The sequence below is a fragment of the Actinomadura sp. NTSP31 genome, assembly GCF_041951385.1.
Lineage (GTDB): Bacteria > Actinomycetota > Actinomycetes > Streptosporangiales > Streptosporangiaceae > Spirillospora > Spirillospora napierensis.
Map to the genome: position 1 here is coordinate 540,969 of NZ_JBGNUT010000001.1, position 12,238 is coordinate 553,206.

Genomic DNA, 12,238 nt, shown 5'->3' on the forward strand with positions numbered 1-12,238 from the left:
CGCCCTCCCGCACTCGTTCTCGGGGCCGGCTCAGCGGGCGGGGACCGCCGCCTCGCCGTACGGGACGAGCCGGACCGGCCCGATCAGCCCGTAGGCCTGGCGCGACGCCCCGCCGTAGACGGCCGGATCGGACACCCGCAGCCGGTTGTTCAGCGTCGTCGCGACCTCGACCTCGATGGTGTTGGTGCCGCGCCGCAGGTAGGGGCCGATGTCCACGGTCGGGTACAGCACGCTGACCGGCGGGACGCGCCGGCCGTTCACCGACACCCGGCAGGTGTCGAAGACCTCGCCCAGCTCCAGGACGGCGCCGGCGCCGCCGTCCCAGGTCACCGTGGTGGTGTAGGTGCCGATGCCGGAGACGTCCGCGAGTTCGGGGATGTCGGGCCAGGCCTTCAGGGCGTCGAGCGTCAGGTCGTGGCGCTTCGTGCCGTCCGGGGTGATGTCCTCGACGCTCAGCCGCCAGGTCGTGAGGGTCTGCGCGGCGGGGACGGCGCCGATCGTCGTCGTGACCGTGCGCCCGCCCGCCAGGGTCGTGGCGTAGGTGCCGGCGGTGGTGGCGCGGGCGACGAGCTTCTGCCCGTCCACCCGGACCTCGGCCTGCGAGGCGGTGGCGGACGGGTGGTGCCCGCCGCGCGCCAGCATGATCACGGTGGCTTCCGACGGCTGGAGCGCGACGCGGACCGTCACGCCGTCGCCGTCCTCCTTGTAGACGGCGATGGGCTCGGTCTCGCCCGTCCACAGGTCCAGCCGGTACGGGACGGCCTTGCGGTCGGCGCGGGTGAAGGTGACCTCGTGGTCGATCGCGGCGACCGGCGGCTTCACCGTCTCGGCGTGCTTGCCGTTGCACAGGTAGAAGTAGTCGACGCGGCCGTCCCGCCGGTGGGCGTTGAGCAGCGTGGAGCTCGCCGCGTAGCTCACCTCGGGGCGCAGGCCGAGCGCGTCGAGCGCGCCCGCCACGTCGGTCTCCGCCGCGACGACCTTCACGCGTGGTAGCGCGAACATCTCCTTGAGGACGGCGCGGAGGGCGTCGTTCTCTCCGTCCCTCGCGATGCCCGGGACCGTCGCGGCCGACCAGTCGCCGAGGAACACCAGCGGCAGGCCCGCCTTGGCGAGCTTCAGCATCGTGCGGGCGCTGGCGAGCGGAAGCGTGCACTCGTTGCCGTTGAAGCGGTCGCCCTCGACGAACAGCGCCTGGTAGGCGGGGCCGTCGGGGGCGAGCCGCCCGCCGCGGACCTTCGCCGACGGCAGGTCCAGCAGCGGCGCGCTGATCATCTGGTGCGTCCAGCCGAGCGGGACGCCGTACTTGGTGAACCAGCCGACGCCGATGCCGGTCTTGGTGTACCCCTTCTGCCGGAACACCGCGACGTCGATGCGGCTCGTGCCGGCGCGCATCGCCTGGTGGACGCGCCCGAGGTACGCGGCGATGTCGGGGACGTGCCGCCAGGTCGGCTGGCGCGGCCCCCACGACTCGGCGAACCCGATGCCGCCGTTGTACGGGGTGAACGCCGCGAAGCCGGGCCAGGCCGCGCCGGGCGCGGTCGCATAGGAGAACCCGTGGAAGACCGTCTGGTTGAGGCCGGCCGCGTAGGCGCCGCCCATGGTGCGCAGCAGCTTGTCCCACGTGGTGTTGTACGCGCCGCCCTGGTAGGCGCCGGCCTCGCAGGACAGCAGCTCCCGGCCCGCCATGTCGCGGCCTCCGGCGAGCGCGCGGTAGTCGTCCAGGTTCTTGAACCCGAGCGACTCGCCCTCGGGGACGTCCAGGATCGCCGCCGACCGGATCGCGTCCGTCGACAGCCCGTACGGCTGGGCGCGCAGTTCCAGCCCGATCGAGTGCGCCCACGTCCGCAGCGCCTCGAAGTGGTACTCGTTCAGCAGGTCGGAGATCGTCAGCCAGAAGTCGTGCCGGGCGTGCGCGGTGCGCGCGGCGTCGTAGGCGTAGACGGTGTTCTCCTTGTTCAGGACGATCACCGGCAGGTAGGGCATCAGGTCGTAGCCGCGCCGCCGCTTGAACTCGGCGGGCAGGTCGGGCGTCCAGTTGAGGGCCGGCGTCTCCAGCTCGATCGAGTCCTCGAACAGCGTCCCGCCGGCCTCCCCGATCAGCTTGCGGACGCGCGGGGTGAGCAGCCGCGCCTCCCAGAACGCGGTGACCGCGCGGGTGCCCGCCCTGCTGAAGTGGTCGACGACGTAGGACTCGGGGCTGGTGTGCGGGCCGCCCTCGGGCTGCTGGCCGCTGCCGCGCCGCCAGTAGGAGAGCAGCACCCAGTCGCCGCCGTCCGGGGCCGTCCAGGTGATCCGGCCGTCCACCGCCTTCGCGGTGAGGTCGGTGAACGAGGCGAAGTCGAGCCCGGTCTCCTTTCGGGTGGCGTTCGCGGTGTCGATCCTCACGGCGTGGACGGCGACGAGGTCCCGCTTCGTCACGCCCTTCGCCGCCGCCGCGACCGGCTCGGGCACCGGGCCGTCGTGCGTCGCGCCGCCCGCGACCGTCACCGCCCCGTAGGCCAGTTCCTGGACGGCGGCGGCGTCGTCCGGCGTGATCGTCGGCAGGGCGGCGGGCCAGGCCGGGCCGATCGTCAGGTCGACGGTCAGGCCGCGGCGGGCGGCCTGGTCCAGGGCGGCCTCGACGCCGGCGACCCATGCCGCCGTCCCCCAGCCGTGGCCCTGCGGGTCCAGGACGGACGCGTCCTTGATGCTGTGGTGCACGGCGGAGATCTCACCGCCGCCGAACCCGGCGTCGGCCATCTGGTCGATCTCGCGGCGGATCTCGGCGGGGTCGACCAGCCCGTCCGGCCACCACCAGCGGAACCTCGGCCGCACGGCCGCGCCGGGCCGCGCGAACCCGGCCGCGCCCGGGCGGGCCGCCGCTTCGGCGACCGCCTCTCCCCCGAGCGCCGGGGCCGCGGCCGCCACCACGGCGGCGGCGGTGCCGATCTGCAGCACGCGCCGGCGGGTCAGCCCGCGCGGTCCCGGCTCGTTACGGTCGTCGTTCACTGTCGTCTTCCTCCTGAATCGATCGCGCGGGTCAGGTGCGCGCGATCACGGTGGTGCGGCCGGAGCCGACCGGGCCGATCGTGAGCAGCGGTCCGGTCGCGTCCCGGCTCGTGGCGCGGGGGGCGCGGGCGTTGGGCCCGGTGACGCGGACGTCCCGGGGGTCGGTGCCGCCGAGTTCCACGACGACGCGGGCCGCGGTGTTCGGCGGCACGTCCAAGTCGAGGCGGTAGCCCTTCGCTCGGTCGAGCGCGACGGCGACGGGGCCGCGGATCGTCGGCACGGTGCCGGAGATCCGGGTGAGGCCGCCGGGCCGCGGGCGCACCTCGATCTCCGCGGCGCCCGGCGCGGTGATCTCCACGCCGAGCACGTGGCGGGGGATCACGTTCGCGGGCGCCGAACCCCAGGCGTGCGAGAACGTCATGTTGCTCTTGAGAGACGGGTCCCACGCCTCGCCGACGATGGTCGCGCCGAGGTCGTCCATGAGGTGCAGCCAGGAGTTCGTGCCGGTCGCGGTCATCAGCCCGATCGCGTCCCCGGCCCGGCCCGTCGCGAACAGCGCGTCCAGCAGGAACTGCGCGCCGTAGACGCTGACCTTCATGCCGCCGTCGGCGAGCGTCTTCCCCAGCGCCTGGACGACCGCGTCCGGCACCGTGCCCTGACCGGCGACGCCGAGCGCGACCGGGAACACGGTGGCGTGCTGCGCGCTGTGGGTCGTGCCGGCGCCGTCCACGAACCGGCCGTTCGACGCGTCCAGCAGCGTCTTGCGCATCGCGTCCGCGAGCGCCGTCCCCTTCTTGCGCCACATCGCCGCGTCGGCCGTCTTGCCGAGGACGGTCGCGATGTCGGCCATCGCGGTGAACGCCGCGTACTGGCAGGCGTTCACGACGGTGTTGACCTCGGTGAACACGTAGCCGTCGCGGTTGGACACCGGCCAGTCGACCAGGTCGCCGAGGTCCTGGCTGGACGATCCCGGCTTCTTGTGGACCAGGCCGTCGTCGCCGATGAAGGACGTCAGGTGCTTGGTGACGAGGAGGTCGTAGTCGGCGGCGAGCTGCTCGGGGTCGCCGGTGTGCAGGTAGTCCCGCCACGCCGACATCACGTTCATCAGCCGGTACTCGGTCGGCCAGGTGTGGTTGCGGGCCAGGTAGGAGTCGGACGCGCGGGCCAGCGCGAACGACCGCTGCACCGCGTACTCCGACGCCTGGTTGATCAGCGCGTCGCCCTCGTAGGGGCCGCGCTCGCGGGTCGGGGTGTCGATGTACAGGTCGCCGCGCGTGGCCTCGATCGAGTACCGGCACATCTCGTAGACCCGGTCGAGGTCGGGGCTGGAGCTGGCGAACGAGGCGTCGGAGCCGCGCCAGTCGAGGCGCCAGGCCCGTCCGGTGGCGGCGTCCGACAGGTCGAGGTCGTCGTCGCAGATCAGCTGCGCGTAGCGGAAGCCGCGGTAGCCCCAGTGCTCGGCGGACTGGCGGCCGTCGCGCAGCGTCCAGACCTCCTTGTAGGTGACGCCGGCGCGCAGCGCGTACTTCACGGTCCCGTCGGCGTTCAGCTCCTCGCCGAGCCGGACCTCGATCGTCTGCCCGGCCTTGCCGCGCACCGACAGCCGCAGCCCGCCCGCGATCTCCTTGCCGAGGTCGACGAGCCAGGTGCCCGGGGACACCTTCCGCACCGACGCGGGCCGGACGTCATGCAGCCGGACCGGCTCCACCAGCGCCGGCACCAGCCCGTCGATCGCGGGCTTGACCTGCGCGGCGTCCCAGTCGGAGTCGTCGAAGCCGGGGCTCGTCCAGCCGGCCGGCTCGTTGCGCAGGTCCCAGTACTCCTGCGGTCCGAGGTAGAAGGTCGAGCCGATCGTGCCCGCGTCCCGCAGCATGCCAGCCTGGCGCCGTGCCTTCCACGACGCGCCGCTGGCGAACGTGGCGGTGGTCCCGTCGGCGTAGGTGACGGCGAGCTGCGCGACGAACCGCTTGTCCTCGGTGGTGAACGCGAGGGCGGCCAGCGCGTTGCGCCGCCCGGGTTCGAGCAGGTCGGTGACGTCGAACGAGTGGTAGCGGGGCGCGCCCGCCCCGGCGCGCTGGGACGCGAACCCGGCGACCTCGCCGTTGACCCAGATCTTCGCCGGGTACTGCCGGATCGGCGTGGGCGACTGCGCGGCGACGTGCAGGACGGCTGCGGCGATCGGCTTGCGCGCCGGGGTGAACTCGGTGCGCAGCAGCGCCCAACTGTCGTCGGCGGCGCCCGCCGATGACAGCGTCGACTGCCCCTTGCCGAGCGTCAGGACGCCGCCCGCGACGGTCCCGGCGGTGAACGTGCCGGCGCCGTCGGTGAAGTCCTCGCTGATGAGGGCCTTGCCGTCGGGCGCGGTGAAGGTGACGGCGTCCCACTGGTTCGCCTCGGTCGAGCCGTTGCGCATCCCGACGGTGCCCGTCGCGTACGTCGCGTCCGTCGTGGTGTCGACGGCCGTGCCGTCGATCGACGTCGTGAACGTCGAGCCCTTCATCTCGACGGTGACCTCGTACCAGCGGCCCGTCTCGATCGGGACGCCGAGCGCCTTCTCCTCCAGCACCCGGTACGTCCCGTTCACGCACACGTGCTTCTTCAGCACGCCCGGCGATCCGGCGCGCAGCTGCCACAGGTAGTTGGCGCTCGCCGAGGACGCGCGGAACCACAGGCCCGCCGCGACCGACGTGATCTGCACCCGGGCCTTGAGCACACCGTCGCCGGGCGCGGTCGCGGCCGGAACCCAGATCGGCCGGGCCTTCCAGCCGTCCAGGCCGGTCGCGACCAGCGACGGCTCCGACCAGCGCGACGCCTTGTGGCCGTCGAACGTCCGGACCCGCCACCAGTACGCCGTCCCGGCCGCGAGCGGCGGCCCGCCGTACGGGACGGCGACCGACGCGGCGGACGCCACCCGGCCGCTGTCCCACTGGTACGGGCCCTTGGCGAGCCGCGACGGGGCCGTGGCGAACTGCACCTGGTAGTGCGTCTGCTTCGTGCCGGGGCCGAGGTCGGCGACCTGCCAGCTCAACCGCGGCCTCGCCGCCGTGACGCCGAGGCCGTCCGGGAGGAGGGAGGTCAGCAGCCCGGACGGCGTGCGCGCCGCGACCCCCTTCCCGGCAGGCGCAGCGGCGGCGGCCGTCCCGGCGTGCCCGAGGACGATCGCGCCGGTCGCCCCGATCGCCGACGCGCCGAGGAACCGCCGCCGGCTCAGCCCGTTGTCGCTCATGCGGGCTCCTTGCGGGGGGACGACCCCCCGCACCCCCCGGTTCGCTTCGCTCATTTGTCAGGCCCCTTCGAAGGTCCAGTCGCCCGAGCCGATCTGGAAGACGGCCCGGTCGTTCTCGATGCCGACCCATTTCGCGTCCTTGGGCGCCGTCGGCCGGGTCTTGCCGCCGAACAGCGGGAACTCCACGCGCGCCGTCGTGTTGGGCGGGACGGTGGCGTCGAGGCGGAGCCGCTTCCCGGTGCGGCGCCAGGAAGCGGCGGCGCGCCCGCGCGGCGTCTCGTACGTCGCGGCGGCACGGGTGACGTCGCCGACCACGGCGGGCCGCACGAGCAGGGACGCGTAGCCGATCGAGTCGCCGGTCTGCGACAGCCCGGCGAGCCCGGCGTGGAACCACTCGTCGATCGCGCCGAGCATGAAGTGGTTCTGCGAGTTGCCGGACGTGGGCCCGTCCCAGTTCTCCGTCAGGGACGTCGCGCCGTGCTCGACCTGGTAGCCGTAGCTGGGGTTGCCGGTCTGGGTGGCGACGGCGTGGATGACGTCGTCGCGCCCGGCGGCCGACAGCACCCGGAACACCGACGGCAGCGCGATCTCCCCGACGGTGAGGTGGTAGCCCTTGTCGGTGATGCTCTGCACGAGGTGGGCGAGGACCTTGTCCTTGGACGCGGCGGGGACGATCCCCATGTCGAGGGCGAGCGCGTCGCACGCCTGGCTGCCGGAGCCGTAGGTGTCGCCGGTCGCGTACTTGCCGTTGAAGGCGTCGCCGATGTCCCCGGCGAGCTTGGTGTACTTCGCGGCGTCGTCGTCCTTGCCGACGACCTTGGCGATCGACGCCAGCGCCGTGACGGCCCGGTGGTAGCCGAACGTGGCCGTCACGCCGAGCGGGGTGCTGTTGTCGAAGGTGATCCAGTCGCCGAGGCCGTAGTCGAGCAGGTTCCCCTTCGCCTTGGACGACAGGTAGTCCACGTAGCGGACCATGTTCGGGTAGTAGGTGCGGAGCGTCGCCTCGTCCCCGTACGCCCGGTACATCTGCCAGGGCGCGAACACGATGACGTTGCCCCAGTTCGGGTCGTCCCGGAAACCGCCGGAGAACACCGTGTACTCGGGCGCGATGTCGGGGACGAGCCCGTCGGCGGTCTGCGCCTCGGCGATGTCGCGGACGATCGCGCCGTAGTAGGCGGTCACGTCGTAGTTGCGGGCGACGGCCGGGAAGACCAGGTTCGCCTGCTCCAGCCAGCCGAGCTTCTCGCGGTGCGGGCAGTCGGTGAGGACCGAGTACATGTTGCTCTGCACGGCCCGGTCGATGATCCGGTGGATGTCGTTGAGCAGGCCGTGCGAGCTGGTGAACGAGCCCGCCGTGGCGTTGGCGGCGCGCAGCGCGATGCCGGTGACCGTGCCGTCGTCCGGCGCGGACGGCAGCCCTTCGAGCTGCACGTACCGGAAGCCGTGGTAGCAGAACCGGGGATGCCAGGTCTCGGTGCCCTTCCCGGACAGCGTGTAGGTGTCCCAGATCGGCGAGCCGGTGGTGTTCTGGCTGACGGTGCCGTCGTCGTTGAGCAGCTCGCCGGGGCGCATCGTCACCTTCGTCCCGGCCGGGCCGCTGACCCGCAGCTGCGCCCAGCCGGCGAAGTTCGTCCCGAGGTCGACGACGTGCACGCCGTCCTTCGGCTTCGTGATCTTCTGGGTGCGGAAGGTGCCGACCCGTTCGATGGGCGGGGCGGCCTGGGCGGTGAGCTTCGCGGTCGGCGCGTCGCGGCGGACGGCGGCCGTCCAGTCCGCCGGGACGCGGCGGGCGTCGAAGTCCTCGCCGCCGTACCAGCTGCTGAACGTGGTCGCGCCGAGCGCTGTCTTCCATGACGCGTCCGATGCGACGACCTCGCGCGACCCGTCGGTGTAGGTGATCTCGAGCTGGCCGAGGAACGCGGGGCCGCCGTCGGAGCGGGTGAGCTTCTGGTAGCGGCCCGGCGTGGCGGGAACGTTCGCCATGCCGTTCCCGACCTCGGCCTGGATCGCGTTCCCGCCCCGGCGCAGCAGCCGCGTCACGTCGTAGGTCGAGTAGACGATGCGCTGCTTGTACGCGGTGTACGGCGGTTCGAGGACGGCGTCGCTCACCGGCCGCCCGTTGACGGTGACGTCGAGGACGCCGAGCGCCGTCGCGTACAGCCGCGCCGACCGGACGCGCTTGCCGAGGGCGAACTCCTTCGTGAACAGCGGAAGCGCCTCGGGCTGGGCATGCAGCGGCGGCGGGGCCTGCTGCCCCTTGACCGTGGCGGCGGTGTCGAACGTCTTGCCGTCGCTGGAGGTCTGGACGGTGAAGTCCTCGGGGAAGTTGGCGGTCTTCCCGTCGTCGGTCATCGTGTCCGTGCGCGGGTAGAGCAGCACCCGGTCGAACCGCCGCTCCTCGCCGAGGTCGATCTGCAGCCAGATCGGACTCGCGAGGTCCTGGTCCTGGTACTGCATGCTCGTGTAGCCGAACGGCGCGGCATCGCTGGTCAGCGAGCCGTCCGTGACCGCCTTCGGCTCCCACTGGCCCGCGACGGTGTAGCTCTCCGACGCCGTCACCGGCGCGTGCAGCGCCACGTCGGCGCCGGACGCGCCGTCCCGCACCTCCACCTCGGCGAGCTGCAGCCGCGACACCTTGTACGGCCAGCCCTCCTTGATCGGGAGGCCGAGCCGCGTCACGTTCAGCCGGACGTACCGCGCGGTGCGGGCGGGGAACGCGACCGCCGCCGGAGTGGGCTCCGGGTCGGACCACGCCGGGTTCCCGATCCACTGCGCCGTCCAGTCGGACGCGGCGAGCAGGCCCGTCTCGAAGTGCGCGGGCTCGCTCCACGCGGACGCGCGGCCCCGCTCGTCCCACACCCGGACCTGCCACGACACCCGCTGCCGCGAGCCGAGGTCGCGGCCCGCGTAGGCGGCGGAGACCGCGCCGCCCGCGACCTTGCCGGAGTCCCACAGGTCGGGGCGGTCCAGGCGGGCGTCCGCGCTCGCCGCGCGGACCTGGTACGCGGTCTGCGAGGCGTTGCGCGGCCCGGCGGCGAACCGCCAGCTCAGCGTCGGCCGCGTCGCGTCGATCCCGAGCGGCGACCGCAGGTGGGCGGTCTGGAGGTCGGTGGGGGTCAGCGTCCGGGCGCGGGCGGGCGCCGCCGGCGCGGCGCCCGCCGCGGCCGGCAGCGCGCCGGCCGCGGTCACGGCGGCGGCCGCGACCCCGCCCGCCTGCACGAAGCGTCTCCTGGTCAGCTCATTCGCCATCGAAAGGCCCTTCAGGCGTGGGTGGAGCGGAAGGCGAGGCGGCCGGATCCCGCCTGGAAGACCGCGTAGCCGTCCTTCATGCCGACGAAGCGGGCGCCGCCCGGCCCGGAGACGTGGACGTCGTGGGCCGACCGCGCCGGGACGTGGATCTCGGCCGTGACGTTGACCGGAATGTTCACCGAGAGCGAGACGCCCTTCCCCTGCCGGGTCCACTGGACGCCGACGTCGCCGCGCTGGACTGGGATCGTGCCGGTCGCGCCGCTCAGGCCGGACAGCGGCGGCTGGATCCGGACCGACGCGGACGCCGGGGCGGTCACCGTGACGCCGAGGAGGGACTGCTGCACGTCCACCAGGGACGTCGAGCCCCACGGGTGGGAGAAGCTCTGCCCGGTCTCCGGCGCGTCCCACGACTCCCACGTGAAGGTGCCGCCGCGCGCGAGGATGTTGCCCCAGCCCGGCCCCTCGGTGTCGGTGAGGCGGGTCACGGCGTCGCCTGTGCGGCCGGTGCCGGCGAGCGCCTGCAGCAGCCGGTGCGCGGTCATCGGGCCCATCTGCATGCCGAGCCCGGCGACGTAGGAGCCGATCGCCTCGCGCGATTCGGCGGGCGCGATCCCGTAGGCGAGCGCGTACGTGTTCGCGATCTGCGAGGCGTGGGTGCTCTGCGTCCCGTCGCTCTTGAGGCCGTCGATGTAGACGCCGTCGGCGCGGCGGAGCTTGGCGTTGATGTTGCCGGTGAGGGTGCCGGCCTCCTTGCGCAGCGCGGCGGCCTCGTCGGTCTTGCCGAGGGCGTCGGCGGCGCGGGCGGTGGCGTTCAGGACGTCGACGCCGAGGACGTTGATGACCGTCCGGGCGGCGGTGTCCATGTCGTGGCCGTAGCGCATCGTCGCCGGCCAGTCGACGATGCCGTACTTGTACTGGCCGGAACCGCCTTCGAGGTTGGTGACGAGGCCCGTCCCGGAGTCGATGTAGCGGCGGACGTATCCGGCGACCGCGTTCATCACCGGGTACGCCTGCGTGAGGGTCGTCGCGTCGCCGGACTGCTCGTAGTAGTCCCACACCCAGCCCGGGAACATCTCGGTGTAGTCCGGGATGTCGCGCTTGCCGTCGCCGTTCGGGTAGACGGAGTTGAGCCGCCCGTCCGGCCAGTAGCGGGCCTGCGAGGCGATGAACTCGCGGATCGCCTGCCGGGTGAGCCGCCGCTCCCCGAACGCGCCCATCGCGGCGGTCGAGGTGTCGACGGCGTCGCCGAGGAACTGGCCCTTCTCGCGGGTCGGGGTGTCGAGGAACTGCGACTGCGACCCGTACAGCGCCGACCGCGCCATCATGTCGTAGGCGGCGTTCACTCCCTTGTCGGACGTGCGGACGGACGCGGTGCGGTCGACGGAGTTGTGCTGCACGACGGCGGAGATGTCGTCGGGGTCGATGCCCGAGTCCGGGCCGACCTCGAAGTAGCGGAACCCCTCGTAGGTGAAGGCGCGGAACGTCTGGTCGCCGTCGCGCTGGGTGTAGCCGTAGGTGAGGTCGGTGTCCTGGTTGTCGTCCTTGGACCGCGACACCGTCCCGTCGTCGGCGAGCAGGTAGCCGGCGTGCATGTCGACGTGCCGCCCGGCCGTCCCGTCGCGGAACCGGACGACCGGCACGGCCGGGATCACCTTCCCGAAGTCGGCGACCAGCGCGCCCGACGCCAGCTTCGTCACCTTCACCGGGTGGACGGTCTGGTACGCCAGCGACGTCTCCTGCCCGTGGACGTGCTTGAACGACGAGGTCGGGTGCGCGCCGACGACCTGCGGGGCCGCCCAGGACGACGCGTCGAAGCCGGGCTCGTCCCAGCCGAGCGGCTCGGCGCCGCCGTCGACGTCCTCCACCCAGTCGCCGCCGTCGCCGTTGCGGCGCGGCGCCGTCTTCCACGGGCCGCGCGTCACCTTCCAGGTGCCGTCGCTGACGACGACCTGCCGGGTGCCGTCGGCGTGGTCGATGACCAGCCGGACGAGCAGCCCCGGCTCGCCCTTGGGCCGCCCCTGCCCGGACCCGTACCAGTGGTAGACCGCGCCGAGCGTCGCGTCGCGGCCCGCCTTGAGCTGCGAGGTGACGTCGACGGTCTTGTAGAACAGGTCGTCGGCGTACTCGAACGCCGGGCCCCGGTCGACGGTCGCGCCGTTGAGGCGCAGGTCGTACTGCTGGTCGGCGGCGATGTGGACGCGGGCCCGCACGACCGGCGACGCGCCGACGGCGAAGTCCTTGCGGGCCAGGGTGTAGTCGTCGGACTCGGTGGTGGTGCGGCGGATCCAGGACGCGCCCCACTGGTCGTCGCTCAGCCCGGTGTCGAACGAGGCGGTCCGCGACCACGGCGACGCCTTCCCGGTGCGGTCCCAGGTGCGGACCTTCCAGGTGTAGGTCGTCTCGGACGCCAGGGCCGGCCCCGCGTACGGGACGTACTCCTGGCTCGCCGACTTCACCTGGCCGCTGTCCCACACGGTCTTGCCGGACGCGTCGCGCACGGCGAGCTCATAGGCGGACTGGACCTCGCCGGGGTCCACGTCGCGGGGCCGCCACCCGAACTGCGGCGCGCCCTCCACGCTGAGCGGCCGGGCCTGGTCGCCGACCGCGAGGTCGATCGGGGACTGGGGCGCGTGCCCCGCCTTCAGCGCGGCCTGCGCGGTGCCGGGCAACCCGACGACGGCCGCCGACGTCACCGCGGCCACGGCGGCGATGACGGCGCGGGACCGGGTGGAGCGGGTCTTGTCACGGCGAATCATGAGGAGCAACCTCCAGTAG

The 12,238-nt window shown here is 73.1% G+C and carries 4 protein-coding genes; all 4 read right to left on the reverse strand.

From position 1 onward, the window contains the following. Positions 1 to 30: 30 nt before the first annotated feature. Genes ACA514_RS02305 through ACA514_RS02320 form a run of 4 tightly spaced genes read right to left on the reverse strand, consistent with a single transcriptional unit; the run spans position 31 to position 12,219 of the window. A complete protein-coding gene (locus ACA514_RS02305) occupies positions 31 to 2,988 on the reverse strand; it encodes a glycosyl hydrolase (RefSeq protein WP_375039273.1) in 2,958 nt (985 codons plus the stop codon). Positions 2,989 to 3,019: 31 nt separating this feature from the next. After that, positions 3,020 to 6,214, reverse strand: a complete 3,195-nt coding sequence (locus ACA514_RS02310; RefSeq protein ID WP_375039274.1) for a family 78 glycoside hydrolase catalytic domain — start codon at positions 6,212 to 6,214, stop codon at positions 3,020 to 3,022. A 57-nt stretch (positions 6,215 to 6,271) separates the two neighbouring features. Further along, a complete protein-coding gene (locus ACA514_RS02315) occupies positions 6,272 to 9,463 on the reverse strand; it encodes a family 78 glycoside hydrolase catalytic domain (protein WP_375039275.1) in 3,192 nt (1,063 codons plus the stop codon). A gap of 11 nt (positions 9,464 to 9,474) precedes the next feature. After that, positions 9,475 to 12,219 carry a family 78 glycoside hydrolase catalytic domain gene (locus ACA514_RS02320; RefSeq protein WP_375039276.1) on the reverse strand — a complete coding sequence of 915 codons (2,745 nt, stop codon included), beginning with the start codon at positions 12,217 to 12,219 and terminating at the stop codon, positions 9,475 to 9,477. Positions 12,220 to 12,238: the final 19 nt, after the last annotated feature.